The organism is Pseudomonas sp. FEMGT703P, assembly GCF_002786345.1.
In the GTDB taxonomy this organism is placed as follows: Bacteria; Pseudomonadota; Gammaproteobacteria; order Pseudomonadales; family Pseudomonadaceae; genus Aquipseudomonas; species Aquipseudomonas peli.
Genome location: NZ_PGCM01000003.1, coordinates 192,492 through 211,897, shown reverse-complemented (window position 1 = coordinate 211,897; position 19,406 = coordinate 192,492). Strand labels below are relative to the sequence as shown.

General features: G+C 61.4%; 27 protein-coding genes. 14 read left to right on the top strand and 13 right to left on the bottom strand.

Translation table 11 applies throughout. The features are described 5' to 3' along the window. Nucleotides 1-24: 24 nt before the first annotated feature. From tatA to CUR33_RS01875, 4 genes are read left to right on the top strand one after another with little or no spacing between them, the layout of a single operon-like run. Entirely contained in the window at nucleotides 25-264 is a 240-nt protein-coding gene (gene tatA, locus CUR33_RS01890) for a twin-arginine translocase TatA/TatE family subunit (RefSeq protein WP_090254894.1), read from the top strand. A gap of 3 nt (nucleotides 265-267) precedes the next feature. Continuing rightward, nucleotides 268-621 carry a Sec-independent protein translocase protein TatB gene (tatB, locus tag CUR33_RS01885; RefSeq protein ID WP_289238517.1) on the top strand — a complete coding sequence of 118 codons (354 nt, stop codon included), beginning with the start codon at nucleotides 268-270 and terminating at the stop codon, nucleotides 619-621. Next, complete coding sequence (gene tatC, locus CUR33_RS01880) at nucleotides 618-1,421, top strand: twin-arginine translocase subunit TatC (RefSeq protein ID WP_289238516.1); 804 nt, start codon at nucleotides 618-620, stop codon at nucleotides 1,419-1,421. Before tatB ends, tatC begins: the two co-directional genes overlap by 4 nt. Next, nucleotides 1,418-2,125, top strand: coding sequence for a 16S rRNA (uracil(1498)-N(3))-methyltransferase (locus tag CUR33_RS01875; RefSeq protein ID WP_289238515.1), 708 nt, complete (start codon nucleotides 1,418-1,420; stop codon nucleotides 2,123-2,125). Before tatC ends, CUR33_RS01875 begins: the two co-directional genes overlap by 4 nt. Here CUR33_RS01875 and CUR33_RS01870 read toward each other — a convergent pair. Next, on the bottom strand, nucleotides 2,122-2,619 hold the full coding sequence (locus tag CUR33_RS01870; RefSeq protein WP_289238514.1) for a winged helix-turn-helix transcriptional regulator: 498 nt from the start codon (nucleotides 2,617-2,619) through the stop codon (nucleotides 2,122-2,124). The genes CUR33_RS01875 and CUR33_RS01870 overlap by 4 nt on opposite strands. A gap of 100 nt (nucleotides 2,620-2,719) precedes the next feature. Here CUR33_RS01870 and CUR33_RS01865 point away from each other — a divergent pair, with 100 nt between their 5' ends. Together CUR33_RS01865 and CUR33_RS01860 are read left to right on the top strand one after the other, a co-directional pair. Next, nucleotides 2,720-3,448 carry an SDR family oxidoreductase gene (locus CUR33_RS01865; protein ID WP_289238513.1) on the top strand — a complete coding sequence of 243 codons (729 nt, stop codon included), beginning with the start codon at nucleotides 2,720-2,722 and terminating at the stop codon, nucleotides 3,446-3,448. Nucleotides 3,449-3,494: 46 nt separating this feature from the next. Beyond that, complete coding sequence (locus CUR33_RS01860; RefSeq protein WP_282874258.1) at nucleotides 3,495-4,082, top strand: 2-hydroxychromene-2-carboxylate isomerase; 588 nt, start codon at nucleotides 3,495-3,497, stop codon at nucleotides 4,080-4,082. A gap of 8 nt (nucleotides 4,083-4,090) precedes the next feature. Here CUR33_RS01860 and dtd read toward each other — a convergent pair whose 3' ends face one another. Both dtd and pip read right to left on the bottom strand, forming a co-directional pair. Further along, nucleotides 4,091-4,528 (bottom strand): D-aminoacyl-tRNA deacylase, encoded by a 438-nt coding sequence (gene dtd, locus CUR33_RS01855; RefSeq protein ID WP_090254880.1) that lies wholly within the window; start codon nucleotides 4,526-4,528, stop codon nucleotides 4,091-4,093. Beyond that, nucleotides 4,525-5,496, bottom strand: coding sequence for a prolyl aminopeptidase (gene pip / locus CUR33_RS01850; RefSeq protein ID WP_289238512.1), 972 nt, complete (start codon nucleotides 5,494-5,496; stop codon nucleotides 4,525-4,527). The genes dtd and pip overlap by 4 nt, the downstream gene beginning before the upstream one ends. Nucleotides 5,497-5,619: 123 nt before the next feature. Here pip and CUR33_RS01845 point away from each other — a divergent pair, with 123 nt between their 5' ends. After that, entirely contained in the window at nucleotides 5,620-6,054 is a 435-nt protein-coding gene (locus CUR33_RS01845; RefSeq protein WP_289238511.1) for a hypothetical protein, read from the top strand. 4 nt (nucleotides 6,055-6,058) lie between these two features. On the opposite strand, the gene CUR33_RS01840 is transcribed toward CUR33_RS01845, so the two are convergent. Continuing rightward, the gene (locus tag CUR33_RS01840) at nucleotides 6,059-6,613 is read right to left on the bottom strand and encodes a methyltransferase family protein (protein ID WP_289238510.1); all 555 of its coding nucleotides are present in this window, start codon (nucleotides 6,611-6,613) and stop codon (nucleotides 6,059-6,061) included. Between the two features lie 101 nt (nucleotides 6,614-6,714). Here CUR33_RS01840 and CUR33_RS01835 point away from each other — a divergent pair, with 101 nt between their 5' ends. From CUR33_RS01835 to CUR33_RS01810, 6 genes are read left to right on the top strand one after another with little or no spacing between them, the layout of a single operon-like run. Continuing rightward, nucleotides 6,715-7,122 carry a beta-hydroxyacyl-ACP dehydratase gene (locus CUR33_RS01835; protein ID WP_289238509.1) on the top strand — a complete coding sequence of 136 codons (408 nt, stop codon included), beginning with the start codon at nucleotides 6,715-6,717 and terminating at the stop codon, nucleotides 7,120-7,122. Next, nucleotides 7,115-7,999, top strand: coding sequence for an ABC transporter ATP-binding protein (locus tag CUR33_RS01830; protein WP_289238508.1), 885 nt, complete (start codon nucleotides 7,115-7,117; stop codon nucleotides 7,997-7,999). The genes CUR33_RS01835 and CUR33_RS01830 overlap by 8 nt, the downstream gene beginning before the upstream one ends. Beyond that, a complete protein-coding gene (locus CUR33_RS01825; protein ID WP_289238507.1) occupies nucleotides 7,996-9,180 on the top strand; it encodes an ABC transporter permease in 1,185 nt (394 codons plus the stop codon). The genes CUR33_RS01830 and CUR33_RS01825 overlap by 4 nt, the downstream gene beginning before the upstream one ends. Next, nucleotides 9,162-9,428 (top strand): acyl carrier protein, encoded by a 267-nt coding sequence (locus CUR33_RS01820; RefSeq protein ID WP_160089700.1) that lies wholly within the window; start codon nucleotides 9,162-9,164, stop codon nucleotides 9,426-9,428. The genes CUR33_RS01825 and CUR33_RS01820 overlap by 19 nt, the downstream gene beginning before the upstream one ends. After that, nucleotides 9,425-10,549: a beta-ketoacyl synthase N-terminal-like domain-containing protein gene (locus CUR33_RS01815; protein WP_289238506.1), complete on the top strand. Its 1,125-nt coding sequence runs from the start codon at nucleotides 9,425-9,427 to the stop codon at nucleotides 10,547-10,549. The genes CUR33_RS01820 and CUR33_RS01815 overlap by 4 nt, the downstream gene beginning before the upstream one ends. After that, a complete protein-coding gene (locus CUR33_RS01810) occupies nucleotides 10,540-11,097 on the top strand; it encodes a hypothetical protein (RefSeq protein WP_289238505.1) in 558 nt (185 codons plus the stop codon). The genes CUR33_RS01815 and CUR33_RS01810 overlap by 10 nt, the downstream gene beginning before the upstream one ends. Before the next feature lie 64 nt (nucleotides 11,098-11,161). Here the strand turns inward: CUR33_RS01810 and CUR33_RS01805 are convergent, their stop codons facing one another. Genes CUR33_RS01805 through CUR33_RS01790 form a run of 4 tightly spaced genes read right to left on the bottom strand, consistent with a single transcriptional unit; the run spans nucleotide 11,162 to nucleotide 14,661 of the window. After that, entirely contained in the window at nucleotides 11,162-12,157 is a 996-nt protein-coding gene (locus CUR33_RS01805) for a BtrH N-terminal domain-containing protein (protein ID WP_167146574.1), read from the bottom strand. Beyond that, entirely contained in the window at nucleotides 12,154-12,561 is a 408-nt protein-coding gene (locus CUR33_RS01800; protein ID WP_282874266.1) for a hypothetical protein, read from the bottom strand. Before CUR33_RS01800 ends, CUR33_RS01805 begins: the two co-directional genes overlap by 4 nt. Next, nucleotides 12,558-13,724, bottom strand: a complete 1,167-nt coding sequence (locus CUR33_RS01795; protein WP_289238504.1) for a beta-ketoacyl-ACP synthase III — start codon at nucleotides 13,722-13,724, stop codon at nucleotides 12,558-12,560. Before CUR33_RS01795 ends, CUR33_RS01800 begins: the two co-directional genes overlap by 4 nt. A gap of 19 nt (nucleotides 13,725-13,743) precedes the next feature. Further along, nucleotides 13,744-14,661 (bottom strand): dialkylrecorsinol condensing enzyme, encoded by a 918-nt coding sequence (locus CUR33_RS01790; RefSeq protein WP_160089712.1) that lies wholly within the window; start codon nucleotides 14,659-14,661, stop codon nucleotides 13,744-13,746. Nucleotides 14,662-14,692: 31 nt separating this feature from the next. Between CUR33_RS01790 and CUR33_RS01785 the strand changes: the two genes are divergently transcribed. Continuing rightward, the gene (locus CUR33_RS01785; RefSeq protein WP_289238503.1) at nucleotides 14,693-15,139 is read left to right on the top strand and encodes a DUF2141 domain-containing protein; all 447 of its coding nucleotides are present in this window, start codon (nucleotides 14,693-14,695) and stop codon (nucleotides 15,137-15,139) included. A gap of 7 nt (nucleotides 15,140-15,146) precedes the next feature. On the opposite strand, the gene CUR33_RS01780 is transcribed toward CUR33_RS01785, so the two are convergent. The 5 genes from CUR33_RS01780 to CUR33_RS01760 all read right to left on the bottom strand — a co-directional run bounded on the left by CUR33_RS01780 (nucleotide 15,147) and on the right by CUR33_RS01760 (nucleotide 19,397). Then, nucleotides 15,147-15,710, bottom strand: coding sequence for a lipocalin family protein (locus tag CUR33_RS01780; RefSeq protein WP_289238502.1), 564 nt, complete (start codon nucleotides 15,708-15,710; stop codon nucleotides 15,147-15,149). After that, nucleotides 15,710-15,964, bottom strand: coding sequence for an outer membrane protein assembly factor BamE domain-containing protein (gene bamE / locus CUR33_RS01775; RefSeq protein ID WP_090254847.1), 255 nt, complete (start codon nucleotides 15,962-15,964; stop codon nucleotides 15,710-15,712). The genes CUR33_RS01780 and bamE overlap by 1 nt, the downstream gene beginning before the upstream one ends. Before the next feature lie 68 nt (nucleotides 15,965-16,032). Further along, nucleotides 16,033-16,650, bottom strand: coding sequence for a DUF924 family protein (locus tag CUR33_RS01770; RefSeq protein ID WP_289238501.1), 618 nt, complete (start codon nucleotides 16,648-16,650; stop codon nucleotides 16,033-16,035). 3 nt (nucleotides 16,651-16,653) lie between these two features. Continuing rightward, nucleotides 16,654-17,661, bottom strand: a complete 1,008-nt coding sequence (locus CUR33_RS01765; protein ID WP_160089719.1) for a class 1 fructose-bisphosphatase — start codon at nucleotides 17,659-17,661, stop codon at nucleotides 16,654-16,656. Between the two features lie 92 nt (nucleotides 17,662-17,753). Beyond that, entirely contained in the window at nucleotides 17,754-19,397 is a 1,644-nt protein-coding gene (locus CUR33_RS01760) for a histidine kinase N-terminal 7TM domain-containing diguanylate cyclase (protein ID WP_289238500.1), read from the bottom strand. Nucleotides 19,398-19,406: the final 9 nt, after the last annotated feature.

Sequence of the window (19,406 nt, the reverse complement as noted above, 5' to 3'; positions counted from 1 at the left end):
ACCTTCACTTTCGGAGTACGCATTATGGGATTCGGTGGCATTAGCATCTGGCAACTCCTGATCATCCTGCTGATCGTGGTCATGCTGTTCGGCACCAAGCGCCTCAAGGGCCTGGGTTCTGACCTGGGCGACGCGATCAAGGGCTTCCGTAAATCGATGGACAACGGCGACGCAGAGAAGCCGGCCCCTGCCGTGGACGAGCCGAAAGGTCAGACCATCGACGCTCAGGCGCGCAAGGTCGAAGAACCGGCGAAAAAAGACTAAGCCATGTTTGATATCGGCTTTACCGAACTGCTGCTGGTCGGCATCGTCGCCCTGGTGGTACTGGGGCCTGATCGCCTGCCCGGCGCAGTGCGCACGGCAGGTTTGTGGATCGGCCGGATCAAACGCAGCTTCAGCGCGATCAAGGCTGAGGTCGAGCGTGAGATCGGCGCGGATGAAATCCGCCGCCAGCTGCATAACGAGCAGATCCTTGAGCTGGAGCGGGAAATGAACGCGATTAAGCAAAGCCTCAGCGCACCGCATACCAGCATCACCGAACCGAGCCCTGCCGCTGCACCCGCCGCAGAGCCGACCGCCGCTACCGATAGCACCCGCCAGGATAAAAGCCCGCAGCCATGAGCCAACGACCGGACAGCGATCAGGAAATGCCCCTGATCTCGCACCTGACCGAACTGCGCACGCGCCTGCTGCGCATTGTTGCAGCGATACTGCTGCTGTTTGCAGGGCTGTTCTATTTTTCCCAGGACATCTACGCGCTGGTTGCCGCACCGCTGCGCGCTTACCTGCCGGAAGGTGCGACGATGATCGCCACCGGAGTGGCCTCGCCATTCCTCACGCCGTTCAAGCTGACCATGATGGTCGCGCTGTTTCTGTCGATGCCGATCATCCTGCATCAGATCTGGGGTTTTATCGCACCAGGGCTATACAAGCACGAGAAGCGCATTGCTGTTCCCCTATTGGTTTCCAGCATCCTGCTGTTCTATGCGGGCATGGCCTTCGCCTACTTCGTGGTGTTCCCGATCATGTTCGGCTTCTTCGCCAGCGTGACCCCGGAAGGCGTAGAGATGATGACCGATATCGGTCAGTACCTGGATTTCGTCCTGACCCTGTTCTTTGCCTTCGGCGTCGCCTTTGAGATCCCGATTGCCACCTTTCTGCTGATCTGGGTCGGCATCGTCGATGTCGAGACCCTACGCAAGAGCCGCCCCTATGTGATCGTTGGCTGCTTTGTCGTCGGCATGCTGCTGACCCCACCTGATGTGTTCTCGCAAACCCTGCTGGCCGTACCGATGTGGATGCTCTTCGAAGTTGGCCTGCTGTGCGGCAGCATGGTCAAGCGCCGTGACGACGAGGAAGCCGCGGCGGCAGAGGAAAACGACAGTTCGACCAACGACCAACCGCCCGCTGCACAACCGTGAACCTGCTGCTACTGGAAGACGGCGACTTTATCGCCGCCGACCGCGTGCTGCTCAGCGGCCGTCGCCTCAAGCATCTGCATGAAGTGCACCGCGCCGAAGCCGGCGACAGCCTGCGTGTCGGCCGCCTGAATGGTTTGATGGGCAGTGGACAACTGCTGCGTCTGGACGCCGAGCAGGCTGAACTAGCGGTGCTGCTCGACCAGCCGCCGCCTGAGAAACTGCCACTGACCCTGCTGCTCGCCTTGCCCCGACCGAAGATGCTGCGGCGCGTGTTGCAAACCGTCAGCAGTATGGGCGTGCCTCGGCTGATTCTGCTGAACAGCTACCGGGTGGAAAAAAGCTTCTGGCAGACGCCTTTCCTCGAACCCGCAGCGATTCGCGAACAGCTGATTCTCGGCCTGGAACAGGCCCGCGATACCGTGCTGCCGGAAGTCATTATCGAGAAGCGCTTCAAGCCCTTTGTCGAAGATCAGTTGCCTGGCATCGCTGCTGGAACAGTGGGCTTGGTCGGCCACCCCGGCGACTTCCCAGCCTGCCCACGCGCAGTCGAACAACCTGTCACGCTGGCCATCGGCCCGGAAGGCGGCTGGATTCCCTACGAAGTGGAAAAGCTCACCGAAGCCGGCCTGCAACCGGTGCAGCTGGGCGCGCGAATTCTGCGGGTGGAAACAGCGGTGACTGCATTACTGGCGCGACTGTTCTAACCCTGCTCCTGCAGTTGATGCCAATGCGCCGGCAGTAGCTGGCCCTTGAGCGCAGGCGCTTCCTCCAACTGAACGTCACGCGGCTGCAGCGGCTCACCACAATCCGAACACACCAGCACGCCATGCATCGGCTGCCCGCAGGTGCGGTGAATATGCCGAATCGGCGCACCCTCGGCGCCACTCATATGGCGGTCGCCCCAGTTCACCAAGGCCATGATGGCCGGATACAGATCGCGACCCTTGGCGCTCAGGCAGTATTCCTCACGCAACGGCCGCTGCTGATAGGCCACCTTGTCCAGCACCCCAGCTTCCACCAGCTTTTTCAGCCGCTCGGCCAGCACGTGGCGGGTAATCCCCAGGCGTTTCTCGAACTCGTCGAAACGACGAATACCGAGAAAACTCTCGCGCAGCACCAACAGCGTCCAGCGATCACCCACCACCGACAGGGTGCGGGCCAGCGAGCAGGGTTGCTGCTCCAGTTCTTCCCAACGCATAAGCCAACCTCCAACAGCAATGGCTCACGATAGCTTGACAGGTTCCAAAATGGAACCGACTATCGAAACAGGTTCCAAAATAGAACTGATGGAGATCGCAATGAGCGAACGCAAAACAATTCTGGTCGTCGGCGCTGGTGATGCCACCGGCGGCGCCATCGCCAAACGCTTCGCCCGCGAGGGTTATGTCGCCTGTGTGGCAAGGCGCAATGCCGAGAAACTCGTGCCTTTGGTGGCGGAGATCGAAGCGGCTGGCGGAACTGCCCGCGCCTTTGGTTGCGATGCACGTGTTGAGGAGCAGGTGGTCGAGCTGTTCGCCACCATTGAGCGCGAGGTCGGCCCGCTGCATGCGGTGGTGTTCAATATCGGCGCCAACGTGCAGTTTTCCATCACCGAAACCACCGAACGGGTCTACCGCAAGGTCTGGGAAATGGCCGCGCTGGCCGGTTTTCTCACCGGCCGTGAAGCCGCCAAAGTGATGCTGCCGCGTGGCCAGGGCACGATCATCTTTACCGGCGCCACCGCTTCCTTGCGCGGCCGGGCCAATTTCTCTGCCTTCGCCAGCGCCAAGTTCGCCTTGCGCGCGCTGGCTCAAAGCATGGCCCGCGAACTCGGCCCCAAGGGCATTCATGTCGCCCACCCGATTATCGACGGGGCCATCGACACCGCGTTTATCCGCGACACCTTTCCGCAGCTGTACCAGCTCAAGGATCAGGACGGTATTCTCAATCCCGACCACATCGCTGATACCTACTGGCAGATCCATTGCCAGCCTCGCGATTGCTGGGTGCATGAGCTGGATCTGCGGCCATGGTCTGAGACGTTCTAACGACTGCGCGCTCGCCCAATAACAAAATCTCCCAAAGGAGCATGCAATGAGCAAAACCCTGGAATTCTTTTTCGATTTCGGCAGCCCAGCCAGCTACCTGGCCTGGACCCAGGTGCCGCGAATCGCCCGCGAAGCCGGCGCGCAGCTTATCTGGCGACCGATGTTGCTCGGTGGCGTATTCAAAGCCACCGGCAACCAGTCGCCGGTCATGATCCCGAGCAAGGGCGCCTGGATGCTCAGGGACCTCGCACGCTTTGCCAGCCGCTATGGCGTGCCGATGGCCTTCAATCCGCACTTCCCGATCAACACCCTCACCCTAATGCGCGGCGCAGCCGGTTATCAGGGCAGCGAACGCTTCGAGCACTATGTGAAGACCCTCTTCGAGGCGCTGTGGGTGCAACAGAAAAACCTCAGCAAGCCCGAGGTCGTGGCCGAGGTATTGAGCAGCGCGGGTTTCGACCTGAGTGAGTTTGAGCTACTGGTCAGCGATGAAGCAGTGAAGGAACGCCTCAAGGCCACCACTGAAGAAGCGATCAAGCGCGGCGTGTTTGGCGCACCGACGTTCTTCATCGGCCAGGAGATGCACTTCGGCCAGGACCGCCTGGACTTTGTCGCCGAAGCCCTTGCGCGCTAGCAGCGCCGCTAGCTCTCCAGCAGAAAGGTCACCGGCCCGTCATTGACCAGATGCACCTGCATATCGGCACCGAACCGGCCAGTGGCAACCTGCGAGTGTTTGCCGCGGGCCTGGGTAACCAGCAGGTCGAACAGCTCCGCGCCCAGCGCCGGTGCTGCGGCACTGGAAAAGCTTGGGCGCAGGCCGCTCTTGGTGTCGGCGGCCAGGGTGAATTGCGACACCAGCAGCAAGCCGCCGCCACTATCGCTGAGCGACAGGTTCATCTTGCCAGCGGCATCGCTGAACACGCGGTAGTTGAGCAGCTTGTGCAGAATTTTCTCGACACTGGCCGGGGTGTCCTGCGGCTCGACGCCCACCAGCGCCAGCAGGCCCTGATCAATCGCGCCAACCACCTCACCCGCCACTTCTACTCGGGCGCCACGCACCCGTTGAATCAGTGCCTTCATGCTTCGTCCGGAGACAGGTTGAGTAAGCGCCGCGCCAGGTCGTCCGCCGCACGCACCAGGGCATCGGTAATGCCGACTTCTGCAGCCGAATGCCCCGCATCACGGATGATCTGCAGTTCGCTGTTCGGCCAGGCCTGGTGGAGCGCCCAGGCGTTGTCCAGTGGGCAGATCACGTCATAGCGGCCATGCACGATCACGCCCGGCAGATGGGCGATCTTCGGCATATCGCGCAGCAGCTGATCGGCTTCGAGGAAGGCGTTATTGACGAAGTAATGGCATTCGATGCGGGCAATCGACAGCGCACGATGGGCGTCACTGAAACGGTCGACTACCTGAGGATTGGGGCGCAGGGTGGCAGTACGCCCTTCCCAGGTCGACCAGGCTTTGGCGGCATGCATCTGGGCTATCTGATCCGGTCCGGTCAGGCGTTTGTAGAAGGCCTGTACCAGATCACCGCGCTCATCCGCTGGGATCGGCGCGAGGTAATCTTCCCAGTAATCGGGGAACAGGCGGCTCGCCCCTTCCTGGTAGAACCACTGAATTTCCTGCGGGCGACACAGGAAGATGCCGCGCAGAATCAGCCCATGCACGCGCTGCGGATGAGCCTGAGCATAAGCCAGCGCCAGGGTCGAACCCCATGAGCCGCCGAACAGCACCCACTTGTCGATGCCGAGGTGCTCGCGGATCTGCTCCATGTCAGCGATGAGTGCCTGAGTGGTGTTGTTCTCCAAGCTGGCGTGCGGTGTGGAACGGCCGCAGCCACGCTGATCGAAGGTGACAATACGGTACAGGTTGGGGTCAAAATAGCGCCGGCTCGCCGCGTCGCAGCCGGCGCCCGGGCCGCCATGAATAAACACCACAGGCAGACCATCCGGCGAACCACTCTCGTCGACATACAGCACGTGCGGCGCCTGCACCGCCAGCTCATGACGGGCGTAGGGTTTAATCTCCGGATACAAGGTCTGCATGGCATGCTCCTGACTTGACCTGAATAATGCGCGGCGTAACGTCGACGGCCTTGCGCCGAACACCCACGGGCGCAACCGCTTTAAGCTCTGCCGGGCATCATAACCATGAAAAAGGAGTTCAGCATGCCAACACGGATATTTGCCTTAGCTTTCCTACTGTTTTGCACCCTGCTCGCCGGTTGCGGTGCCAAAGATAATCCGCAGGCCGCGCTGGAAGCAGCCGTGCAACAACTGCAGGACAACCTGGAAGCGAAGAAGAACAACGCGGTACTCGACCAGCTGCACCCGCAGTTCTCGGCCCAAGGCGAATTTGACCGTGAGTGGGCGCAGCGCACCATGTTGCTGCTGTTTATGCGCCACAAGAACATCAAGGTGCTGGCCCTGAGCAAGAACAGCTACCTCGACACGACCTACCGCGAAAAAGGCCACACCGAAGCCCAGATCGGCCTGGCCGGTGCAGAGGGTCTGATCCCCGACAGCGCACGCCACTACAGCGTGAAGATGGAGTGGTGGTTTGAAGGCGATGAGTGGAAGCTGGCACGGCTGAGCTGGGAATAGTCGATTAGAAGATCCAGGGGATAAACATCTTGCTGCGCTGCATATAGTCGCGGTACTCCTCACCAAACTGCTGCAGACACTCAGCTTCGTCGCGCTTGGCAGTCAGCCAGAGTGTCAGGCTGGCCAGCAGTGCCAGAACTAGGCTCAGGCCATTAGGTTGCTTGCAGGCCACGCCCCAGGCCAGCAATAGCAGCGAGGCGTACAAAGGGTGGCGGATGTGGCTGTAGATGCCGCTGGTCACCAGCTGCGAGGTGCGTTCGAAGGCAAACAGCTCGGCATCCGTGCGTTGCTCGTTCGGGCGGCCCATGCGGCGCAATTGATAAAGACCGGGAAACAGCACCAGCAGCGAAGCGAATAATAGGCCCCAGGATACCAGCTGATGAGCGGAAAAACGGTCGACAAACCACTGCGGCCCGTTTAGCACCAGTAACGCCAGGATCGCCTCCCAAGCAAAAAAACGGTAGAAACCGTGGGACTTGGGCAGCTGCAATGCCCGCCAGGACAGCACCACCAAGACCAGCGTCCCCAGCGCAAAAGCGCCCCCTTGCAACCACGCCATAGAACCTCTCCAATTTTGCTCGCTGGCCTGCCAAACCCAGGCACTGCGTGACTTGCAGCCCCTCTGTTACACTGCCGACCTCTTTACCTCGGCCGCCCGCAATGGATCGCACTCAACTGCACAGCCTGCTGCCCCATCAAGACCCAGCTCTCTGGCTGGACGGCCTGTTGGCGCATGACAGCCTGAGCATTCAGGGCCTGAGTGCTTGGCGCTATCTAGATGCCTTCGGCCCAGCGGCCTCGCCCTGCCTGCTATTCGAGGCGGCGGCCCAGTTGTGCGCCGCGCATGGTGCCTTATACGGCGACAGCAATGCCATTGAAATGGCCCTGGTCGGCAAGCTCTCGCAGCTGCAGCTGCACCACGAGCCAGCTCAGCGCAGTGGCGCATTGCAGGTCAGTGCCCAGCAGGAGGCGCTAAGCCCGGCAGGTGCGCTCTATGCCTTCAGCATCCACAGCGACGAACATCTGCTGCTCGACGGCAAACTGCTGCTGGTGTTGATCCATGCTTGAGCTGCGTAATGTCGTCCACAACTACCCAGGCACCAGCCGCGCGGCGCTGCAGGGTATCGACCTGCAGCTGCAGACCGGCGAATGCCTGGGCCTGCTGGGCAGCAATGGCGCCGGCAAAACCACCTTACTGTCGCTGCTGAGCGGCGTGCTGGCGTTGCAGCAGGGTGAGCTGCGCTGGGAAGGTCAACCCAGGCTGGGCCTGGTGCCGCAGCAGCTGGCCTTCTATGCCGGGCTCAAGGTGGGCGAGAACCTCGAACTGTTTGCCGACCTCTATCGCCTGCGCGGCGCCGAACGCCGTCAGCGCCTGCAGCAATGCATCGATACTTGTGCACTGGAAGACAAGCTGACGCGGCGCAGCGAGCAGCTGTCCGGCGGCGAACAGCGGCGGCTGAATTTCGCCATCGGCCTGTTGCAACCAGCTGATCTCTACCTGTTCGACGAAGCCACCGTGGGCGTCGATGCTGCCAATCGACAGCACTTGCTGGCCGCCGTGGAGCAGCTGACCGCCGAGGGCAAGGCGGTGATCTACACCAGCCATTATCTGGAAGAAGTCGAACGGGTGGCCCAGCGCATTCTGCTGCTGCACGAAGGCCAGGTACACCTGGACCTGGACACCCGCCAGCTGCTCGGCGACGACCACGGCCTGCTGCTGGAATGGCCGGACGCGCCGCCAACCGGCCTGAGCGAACTGCTCACACACCTGCAACTGAGCGCCGAAGCGCTGCCCAAGGGTCTGCGTATCGCAGCACTGAATGGCCAGCAGCTGCTGGCCATTACAGAATTTGTCGCCGCCCAGGATGGCCTGCCCAACCTGCTGCGCTTTGGCCGCCCATCACTGGAGCAGCTCTACCTGCGCCTTAACGGAGGCCGGCTATGAGGCTCTGGGCGCTGGTGCGCAAGGAAGTGTTGTTGCTGCTGCGCGACCCCCATGCGCTGGCGGTGCTGTTTATCATGCCGACGCTGTTTCTGCTGCTGATGGCCGGGGCCATGTCCAGCTATATGCAGGACAAACCACCGGCGCTGCGCCTGATTATCGAAGCGCCGCAGGACGATGCCAGCCAGTTCTTCCGCGACGCTCTGCAGGCGCAACTGGCGGACAGTACGCTGCTCACAAGCAGCGACGAACGTCTGGCCCGCGTGCGCCTGCCCGCAGACTTCGCTGACACGCTGCTGGACAGCCCACATCAAGGGCCGAGCCTGAGCTACCCGGCACAGTTCGACAAACTCTCGCGCCAGCGCCTGCACAGCGCGGTGAGCATCGCCTTGGCGCAGACCCGGCTGCTGGCCTATCTGGAAGACAGCGGCGTAGTTGATGCCGAACTCAGCCGTGCTGAACGTTTGAAACTGGTGCAGCAGCGCACCCAGAGCCAGATCATTGAACAGGAACAACTGGCCAGCGGCGACCTCAGCGGCCGCGCCAATGCCACTCAACTGAGCGTGCCGGCCTGGCTGATTTTCGGCATGTTCTTTGTGATGCTACCGATGGCCGGTGGCTTTCAGCGCGAACAACAAAGCGGCACCCTGCTGCGCCTGCGCTGCCTCGGGCTGAACCTTGGCACCCTGGTGTTGAGCAAACTGCTGCCGTACCTGGCAATCAACCTGCTGCAGTTCGCTCTGCTGCTGAGTATTGGCGTCTACGGCCTGCCACTGCTTGGTCTGCCGGCGCTAAGCCTGCCCGGCAGCGCTGTGGCCTATCCGCTGCTGGCCATCAGTGTGGCACTTGCCACCTGCAGCTTGGGCCTGTTGCTCGCCGCGTTGGCGCGCAGCAGCGAACAGGCACTGCTGCTCGGGGGCGGCATCAATATCCTGCTGGCCGCAATTGGCGGGATCATGGTGCCGAAAAGTGTGATGCCGGCGGCCATGGCCCAACTGGCGGAAATCTCCCCCATGAGCTGGGCGCTGGACGCCTTCCTCACCCTGCTGGTGGGCCACGGCTCACTGGCCGACATCGCCCCCTACTGCGCGCGCCTGCTGCTGTTTGCAGCCGTATGCGGCATGGCTGGGCTGCTTCTGTTCACCCGACGAGTACAGCGCACGCAATGGACCACTCACTACTAGAACAACAACTCAAACAACTGCTGATTCGCGAGTGCGACAAGGAAGACGATATCGACTGGCAAAGCATCAGCGATGACGAGCCACTGTTCGGCGGCAAAAGCCGTATTGCCATGGACAGCCTGGATGCTCTGCAAGTATCCCTGGCGCTGCAACAGCACTACGGCGTGCGCATTGAGGGCGCCAAGGATGGACGGCGCATTCTCGGCAGCATTGCCAGCATTGCCGCCTACATCAGGCAGCAGCCGTGACCCCCATCTACCTGCAACGCGCGGCCCTGCACTGCGCCCTGGGTGATGACCTGCACCATGCCGCCCAGGCCCTGCAACGCGGCCAAGCACCTCAGGGCGAGCCCTTCGTACTGCATGAAGTGCAGGAACCGCGCACGTACCTTTATGCAGCTAAAACTGGCGAAAGCCTGAGTGAGCGCCTGGATCGCTTGCTGACTGAGACCCTCGGCGCACCACCGCAAACGCTCGACGACTGCCTGCTGATTGTCGCCAGCACCAGCCTGGATATCAGTGAGCTGGAAGCCCTGACCACCGAACGCCAGGGCTTTTGCCCAGATGACTCAACATCCCTCGACCTGCTGGCCCACCAACTGCGCCAGCGTTGGGGGTTTGCCGCTGCCTTCACCCTGAACACCGCCTGCACCAGCGCGGCTAATGGCCTGTTGTACGGCGTCCGCCTGATCAACGCAGGCCAGTATGCCCGCACCTTGGTGCTGAGTTTCGAGACACCCAGCGCCATCGCTATGCAGGGATTCGGCGCGCTGATGCTGACCAGCCCCAGCGGTCAATACCGCCCCTTCCACCCTGAACGCGACGGCCTGCTGCTGGGCGAAGCCTATGCCGCGGCGCTGCTCAGCCGCGAACCCGGTGACGCACCGCTGGCGCGCCTGCTCGGCGGTTTCAGTGCGTGCGACACCAGCAGCCTGACCACCACCCGCGGAGATGGCAGTCATATCCACTGGGTCATGCAACAGGCGCTCAACAGTGCCGGCTGCTCGGCGGCGCAGATCAATCTGGTGAAACTGCACGGCACCGCCACCAGCGCCAACGATGAAGCCGAAAGCAACGGCATGCGCAGGCTGTATGGCGAACAGATGCCGGCCCTGAGCCTGCTTAAACCCTGGCTCGGCCATACCTTGGGGGCCTGCGGCCTGAGTGAAAGCCTGCTGTTGCTCAAAACCCTGCAGCTGGGCGCACTTCCAGCCGTGGACTACGCCAGCGAAGCCCTGCTGCCCTTTAGCGCAGAACCGCAAGCCTTGGCGGCCGACAGCCTGCTGCTGACCAACTTCTTCGGTTTTGGCGGCAATAATGCCAGCCTGGTTTTACAAGGCTGCGCTCAGGGAGATTTAGCATGCCGGTAATCGCTGCCTGTGAGATCCACGGCCTGGCCAGCATGGATGATAAACAGCTGAAGACCGCCCTCGGGCAGTGGCTCGACAGCCCGCCACGGCGTATCGACCGACTAATTCTGCAATGCCTGCTGGCCGCCGCGCCGCTGAAACCCCAGGTGCTTAGCAACTGCGGCCTGTACCTGGCCTCCGCGCACCCGGCGCGGGCCACCATGGGCGCGTTGCTGGAGGCCGTGTGCGTACAGCACAAGCAGCCCAAGCCTTTCGAGTTTGTGAACAGCGTGAGCAATGCCGCCGGCTTTCATATCGCCCAACAGCTGAGCATCGAGGGGCCAAACCTGTTTATCGGTGCTGGCGCACAGGTCTGGATGCAACTACAGGCCCTGGCCAATCTGGATTTGCAGGACGGCCTCATCGAGCAGGCGTTGCTGCTGGTCTGCGATGAGCACGGGGATTTCTGTGTGCAGACGGTGCTGCTAGAAGGTGCAACTGCTGGCGCTTACGCCAACAGTTTTGCCGAGTTAAGTGCAGATACCGAAGTGCTGCGGATCAAGCTGTAAGGCGGATGACGCCGCGTTCATCCACCAGCCGCGTGAACAGTGGATCGATACAGCGCGATCCACTCTAGCGCTTGCTCCAAGCCGCCAGCTCTTTCATCAACCCGCGCTCCTGCAGGGCAATGCCACGCAGACTCTCGGCGATGGGCGCGAAGTTGGGCGTCTCGCCCTTGTTGCGGCTGGCGCGCACGCAAGCCGAGGCAAACTGACGCCACTGGTCGCCGATGGCGGTCAGCTGCGCTGAAGCTTCCTGCAGGTTGTTGTCGCCCAGCTTCTCGCCAGCTTCCTGCAAAAAGCTTGCATACATAAAGCGAAAACCCGCGCCGCCGGTGCCGATTTCTTCCTGCATGCGCACGATATGGGTCAGGTACAGGCGGTTGTACTTGCTCTGCGCGGGATCGAGTTTGTCGATCTGCTTGGCCAGGTGCTGAATACCGCGAATACCGATCCACGGCAGCGGCATGCCATCGAGAATCCGTGTGGTGGACAGCACGCTCTGGCGGATCAGTTTGTTCCAGTCCTGCTCCAGCGGCACATCATCGAGCCAGTACATCAGCCCCTTGGCGGCCAGCGCCCCTTTGGCAAAACGCGCCTTCTGCAGGTCTTCGGCGGCGCAGCGCACGGGCGCTTCGAACACCGGATCGCTGATCAGGTAGTCATTGCCCTCGCGGCCATAGGCCAGCAGGTTGTGCGCATTGAAGTGAAAACGCATCTCCGGCGGGAAATACGGCAGCCAGAACACCGAACTCTGCAGTCCGGCCAGACGGCCACTGTCTAAAGCTGCATCCAGCTCACGACGGCCCTGCTCGGGATCGCCGAAGGTGCGCGTGTGCAGCTTCGCCCCCAGGCGTTTGCTCAGGGTCTTGATCAGGTGCTTAGGCGGCATGCGGTAGGCAATCAGCGGCATGCCGCTGAGTTTGACGATCGGCAGGTAGGCAAACGCCAGGCCCGAGGCCAGACCGAACGCCATCGGCTCGCTCATCGGCAAACCGGCATGGGTCAACAGGCTGGCCATCACCCCGCTTTCGCAGTGGGCGCTCTGTTGATGCTGAAAACTGCTCATGCCAAATCCTTTTGATAGGTGATCAGCTGCTCAACAGGCAGGCCGAAGGCGTCCGCATAACGCGCCAGGAGGGCTGCCGACAGTGTCTTGTAAATCGCCGGGCGAAAGTGCCGCCGAATGCGCCACTGCCACAGCCCAGTAATCTGCGCCAACGCGGGCTCATCCAGGCGGTAGCGGTACATCAGGCACTTCAGCGGCGACAGCTCGCCGCGCTGCCAGCCCGCCTCGGCCTCGGCTTCCTGCTCCTGCAGTTCGGCTACGGCCAGCTGAGTGGCGAAAGCTTCCGGCTCCCAGCCATCGCTCTGCGCGCCCTGGTAATGGCCGCTGGCATCCACGGCATAAACCAGCTTGCAATGGCCGCCGTAAGTGGAGCTGTGGTCCTGAGGAACCTCATCGAGCTTCATGTGTTGTCACCGTCCTGGCCAACCACTGTCAACTGCATAAAGGCGCTGGAGAAGCGCCCACTTTCCGGCACATAGCAGAGCAAACGCTGGCCGCTGCGCAGGCTACCTGAATTGAACAACTCATCAAGCATGATAAAGATCGACGCGGCGCCGGTATTGCCCTTACGGGTCAAGTTGGTAAACCAACGTTCCTGCGGGATTGGCAAGCCGGCATTGGCCAGGCCTACGGAGAGGCGCTCGCGAAAGAATTCGGAGGAATAGTGCGGGAGGAAATAATCCACCGCATCGGCCTGCAGCTCGCGGCGCGCCATGATGCGCTTCAGCGTCTCTTCCACGGTGTATTTGACGATGTTGTCGTTCAGCAGTTTGACATCCTGCTTGATCGCCATCAGCGAGCGGCGGTTGCGCTCGCCGCCGTCATAGCGGCTCCAGCCCTGCAGCTGGCCGTCGACCATTTCCGCGCCGGCATACATGCACGGTGGCATCTGGTCGGCAAAGGAGAAGATGTCGATCCAGTCGATGCGCAAGCTCAGGCCTGTGCGGTTCGGCTGGCCTTGCAGCAGCACGGCACCCGCGCCGTCGGAGAGCATCCAGCGTAGAAAGTCTTTCTCGAAGGCAATTTCAGGGTGGGTTTCCAGCTCGTCGAGGCGGCTCTCATACTCGGCGTTGAAATTGCTCGCCTGCATCAGAGTCGACGCCACTTCCGAGCCGCAGGCTACGGCGTTGCGGCTTTCGCCACTGGCCACGCTCATCCAGGCGTATTTCAGCGCGGTCATGCCGCACAGGCAAATACCGGCGGTGGACACCACTTCACACGGCGGATTGCCCAGCTCGCCCTGCACCATCACCGCATGGCCCGGCATGACCTGATCCGGCGAAGCGCTGCTGGCCACCAGGCAATCAAGGTCATCCAGCTGGAAATCACCACCGAGCAGACCCCGAATCGCCGCCGCACTGACCTGTGCATTGTTCATGCTCGGTGCACCGGTCTGCGGGTCGATCACATAGTGGCGCTGAACAATGCCATTGCTGCGCAAAATCAACTTGCGCGCCCGCGAGGGTTTGCCGCCGACCAGGCCCAGGCGTGCTTCCATCTGCTCGTTGTCGACCGGCTCATGGGGCAGGAAAGCGCTGATGCGGTTGATATATACAGGTTGTACCACAGGACTTCCTCGGGTCACTTCACTCGCCAGACGGGCCGGCAAAGTAAGCCTTCTCACGCTGGGTGCGCTCTTTTAACAGCGGCGCCAACAGTTTTTTTAGCAAGGCACTGAGCGGCACGACTGTGACAATCAGGCACAACAGAAAGACGATATACACCACCAGCCCGGCGCCACGCCGACGGCTCTGCTGCGGGCCTAAGGCCGCCAGCAAGCGGCTCCATAACTGAAAGCTGCGATTGCCGACCCTCTCGCTGGCGATCAGCTTTTCATCAATTCGCACGGCACCGAGGCCGCGGAGCATCGGTTGCGCAATCGGCAGACTGTCAGCCGTTAAGCGTTGCCTCATGGCCACGCCAAAGCGGCTGGCGGCGCTAATTTCCGCCTCATCGATACCGGCGCGCGGCACCCAGCTATAGGGCTTCTGCCGTCCGGTAAACAGCCACAAGGGCGTTGCTAGAAAGCTCGCTGCTGTTCCGCAAGCGTCCGTCAGGGCGATATTGTCCACCAGCCGCGCGCCCAGTTCAGTGAGCTGCTTCTTGACCTTCTCTTGAGCCATCAGCCACATGTTGCGGCAGCCGATCAGCGTCACCACCGGCGTGTCCTTGAGCAGCTTCGCCGCCTCAGGGGAGGCCAGGAAAGCCGTCATCGGTTGCGAGGGCGACAAGAACCACACCTGATAGGCGAGGATCACTAGGTCATAACGCTTGTTCGCATCGACCGCCAACGGCAGCAATGGCTGCGGGCGCATCAACACGGTTTCCGGAAAAATCCGGAAAAAGCCGAGAAACGGCCAAGGAAACGGGTAAGGTTGCGCGGGTTGCAGCGTGAGAAAATCCAGCTGAATATCGCGGCATTGCTGTAAAGGTCCGCATACCGATTGTGCCAACCTGTCTAGCTGGCCGGTTTGCGAAAAATGAACGATCAAGACCTGACGCATCGCCAGCCACTTCCTGCGAAATGCCCGGATTATGCCACAGAGAATTCTTCAAACCGTAAAGAAGGCCGGCTATCAGACTGGCCTTTTGCTGCTACTGGTCAGCTCAGCAGCCCAGGCTGGCGACATCTTGGTCACAGTCGGCGGTATACAAGCCACAGGTCCCGTGTACGCAGCACTGGTGAGCGGCGAGCAAAACCGCTGGCCCGAACAACCACTGCGCCAGCAACGGAGTGACAACGGCGAGCTGCGTTTGGATAACGTGCCGCCCGGCCGCTATGCCATCCAGGTGTTCCAGGACAGCAATGGCAACGGCCTGCTCGACCAAGGCCGGCGGGGCATTCCACTTGAGCCGGTGGGGTTATCCAGCAACCCACCGCTGCTCAATGGCAAACCGACCCCAGCTGACAGCGTGTTTGAGCACGGCACGGCGGACACTCAGTTGCATATCCGCCTGCAGAGCCCGAAAGCCAAGCAATAAGCGGCGCTTAACGCTGCAAGGCCATCTCGGCATCCGTCCGCCGCCAGATGAGTGCGCGAGTGTCGTAGCCACGGCTGCGCGCTTCCTCAAGCAGAGTGGCGCGACGTTGCGCACTGATGTCCTGATCGCGCGTCAGCAGCCAGAGGTACTCGCGATTGGGGTGCCCAACCAGCGCAGTCTGGTAATCGTCATCCAGGTACAGCACCCAATACTCGCCCTTGGTCAGCCCTGGCAGCAGGGTGCTGGCCCAGTTGTCGAAACGCACCCAGAGCTTATTGGTTTCGCCCGGCACCTGCGCCACGGCCTGACCTTGCACCTGCTGCACATCGCCGTCATACGTGCGGCAACGATTGGTCACGCCAATCGCGCCATCATCCTGCAGCGTATAGATCGCTTCAGACTGCGCGCAGTTGCGCTGAAAGAACATCGGCAAACGCGCCTGCTCGTACCAAGTGCCTTGGTAACGCTGCAGATCGACCTGCTCTACCGTCTTTGGCGGCACCACGCCCGTACCCGAGTTGGCGCAACCCACCAACAACACTGCTGCGGCCAACGCCGCCAGCAGGCGCATCACTTCAGCCCCTTGCCGGAGAACATCATGACCTTGTCGCCGGCGTACTGGACGCTGATAAAGCGCTGTTCATCACCCCAGGTGCAGCTGGACATACCCAACGCGCCGGCGCATTCGCCTGGACTGCCCAGCAGGCTCTCAACCTCATCCTTGCTCATGCCCGCCTTGAGCTGGGTGTAATTGTCCTGATTGATCTTGTTGCAGGCGGCCAGCAGCAGGCAACCGGCGAGTAGTGCGACGACACGCAGAGACATGGGGAAACTCCTGAGGAAAGAACCAAGACCAGCTTGGCATAGCAATACCGAGCATGCCTGCTTGGATGCTAGAAGCGCGAGCCAGGTTCCAACAGAAAGGCAGATTCCTCGGCGCTGGAGGTACGCCCGAGAATCGGGTTGCGATGGGGAAAGCGGCCAAAACGCGCGATTACTCGCTGATGGCGCTCGGCAAAATCCAGATAACCGGCAAACAGCTCGCGTTCGGCCGAAACGGCTTGCTCGAGTAAAGCTTCAAACAGCTGCACCGCCTGATCCTGCAGCGCCAGCTCTTCGGCGTGTTCCAACACCAGGTAGGTGAATATCCGCTGGATTGGTGGCAGTTGCTGATCCCAGTCCTGGGCCAACCCGTGCAGAGCCAACGGTCGAGCCAGCAGATCTCCAGCAAAAGCGCGCGGGGTATCGCGAAAGATCATCCGTGGCAGCTGATCGAGCAACAGCAAGTTTGCCAGCCAGCCTTTAGGTTCGCGCTGCCAGTCTTGCAGCTGGTTACTCAGAGCCTGCTCAACCAGCCCACCAAACTGCTCGCGCGCCTGGTTATCCTGGCTGTCCTGCTTGCCGAACCACAGCGCAGTACGACTGGCAGCCACCTCGGCAGCCGTCACGCCAGCGCCGCAGCCGGCCGCACCGAACCACCAGTCAAGTAACGGCTGCCAGGGCGCGTTCATCGCTTACTCGCGGTGATAGGCGCTGATGCGCAGCACTTCTTCCTTGGAACCCAAGAAGACCGCGACACGCTGGTGCAGGGATGTTGGCTGAATATCGAGAATGCGCTGGGTGCCGTTGGTGGCCACGCCGCCAGCCTGCTCGATGATCATCGACATCGGGTTGGCTTCGTACATCAGGCGCAGCTTGCCCGGCTTCTCTGGCTCACGGCTGTCGCGCGGGTACATGAACACGCCGCCACGGGTAAGGATGCGATGCACGTCCGCCACCATCGAGGCAATCCAACGCATGTTGTAATTCTTGCCCAGCGGGCCTTCTTCGCCCGCCAGCAACTCGCTGACATAGCGCTGTACCGGCGCCTCCCAGTGGCGCTGGTTGGACATGTTGATGGCGAATTCCTTGGTCGACTCCGGCACCTTGATGTTGTCGTGGGTCAGCACAAAGCTGCCCAGCTCACGGTCCAGGGTAAAGCCTTTAACGCCATCACCAAGGGTCAGCAGCAGCATGGTCTGCGGGCCATAGATCGCGTAACCAGCCGCCACCTGCTCGGTACCCGGCTGCAGGAAGGCTTCCTCACCGAGGTCGCCTTCATCACCATTGCGATCCGGGCAACGCAACACCGAGAAAATGGTGCCGACCGAAACGTTGACATCAATGTTACTGGAGCCGTCCAGCGGATCGAAAACCAGCAGGTAAGCGCCTTTCGGGTACTTACCGGGAATCTGGTAGGCATTGTCCATTTCTTCGGACGCCATGCCGGCCAGGTGACCGCCCCACTCGTTGGCTTCCAACAGGATTTCGTTGGAAATCACGTCGAGTTTCTTCTGCACCTCGCCCTGCACGTTCTCGGTGCCCATGCTGCCCAGCACGCCGCCCAGTGCACCCTTGGATACCTGATGGCTGATTTCCTTACAGGCCCGTGCGACCACTTCAATAAGGAAACGCAGATCGGCCGGGGTGTTGTTGCAACGGGTCTGCTCGATCAGGTAGCGGCTGAGGGTAACGCGGGACATGGATGGCTCCGGGAAGGAAGAAAAATCGCGCGCAGTTTACCCTTTTAGCGGGGAAAGCGCTTTAGCACTGGATGGAAGGAGTTGCCGGACCATCAGGCCAGACTGCAGACCCTATTGCGCCCCGCATGCTTGGCTTGATACAGCGCGTCATCGGCTACGTGCAGCAATTCATCGAGCACCAAGCCTTGCTCCGGCCACAGCGCCAGGCCGGCCGACAGGGTCACATAACGTGCGCCCCCGCGCGTTGGCAAGGGGTGTGCGGCCAAATCACGGCAGATGGTTTCTAGACGCGCGCGGGCTTCATGGGCATCGGCACGCGGCAGGATCAGCAGGAACTCTTCGCCACCGATACGGAATACCGCGTCCGAGCTGCGCAGATTTTCCAGCAGGTGCTGGGCCACGCCTTTGAGAACGTCGTCGCCTTCGAGGTGGCCGTGCTCGTCGTTAAGCTGTTTGAAATGATCCAGGTCGATCAGGGCCAGAGAAATCGGCGTACGCTCGCGCTGTGCAACGGCCAACTCGCGGGTAAAAAACTCATCCAGATAGCGCCGGTTGTACAGCCCGGTCAGCGGGTCACACAGCGCCTGTTCCTGCAGTTGCTCATGCAGGTTGGTGATGGTGCGCAGGCGCTCCTCACTGAGGGCCAGGGCTTCGGCCAGTTTTAACTCACTGAGGTGGCGCTGAGTAACATCACGCAGGTAGAGCATCTGCCCGAGCACCACGGTGCCGCGATGGGTCACCCGCTCGATGGCGCGAATACGCACTTCGAAATACCGCGCCGAGTTAGCCAGGGTCAACAAGCGGTCATGCTCACCTTGTTCCTGCTGACTGAGCAGCTGCTGCAAATCTGCCCCGAGAATCGGCCAATCCTCCAATTGCCGGCCCTGCCAGCCGCTGCGCAGGTTGGCGAGCTTCAAGGCGGCTGGATTGGCCTCGATCACGCGCAATTGCGCATCAACCACCAGCACCGGATCGAGCAAGGCATCCAACAGGAGGTGGCGAGCCACCGGCAGCAGGTCAAACAACCTTACGCCAACGATCAGCCAGGCAAAGGCAACCAGGGTAAAGGCGAAACTGAAGGGCGTCGGGTCGAAGCCAAAGAGCATCCAGCCAAATACCACGTAACTGATATTGGCAACCCAGGGCACCGCCGTGACGAAGACAAACGCCAGGTAATGACGGCGATGCACGCCATAACTGACGATGGCCGCGCGCAGCACCACCCCCATGCAGAAGGTCATAAACAGGTAGACGTAAGCAGCGGCGGCGTAGAACAGCGGCCCATGCTGATAGCGAATCGGCGCGCCCGGCTCATCGCTAAGTGGCGCCGTACCCACGCCGTAGAACAGGCCGTGCCAGGGGTTGCTCAGGGCCATCAGCCAGATCAGCACCGGCACCACGGCCAAACCCAGGGTGCTACGCAGCGGCAGCGGTTGACGCACGCTGTTGACGTATTGCCAGAGGAAAATGGCCCAGAAGGTGGGCACCACCAGAATGCCCGGCCAGGCCATGGTGGCCCAGAACACTTTGCACTGTGGGCCTTGCGCAGCCATTTCCAGGCTGGCGGCAATCATCCACCAGAGGCTCGCCAAGTGCAGCACGATAAAGCTCTCGCGCCCGGGGAAATAGCGCTGCCGCGTGACCCAGCGGGCCAGCAAGAGCACCCCGATGCACACCAGACCGGTGAGAATGACCGGGGCGCTGAGCGCCCAGCCAGAATTACCGCAGGCATTCATCGGGTAGGT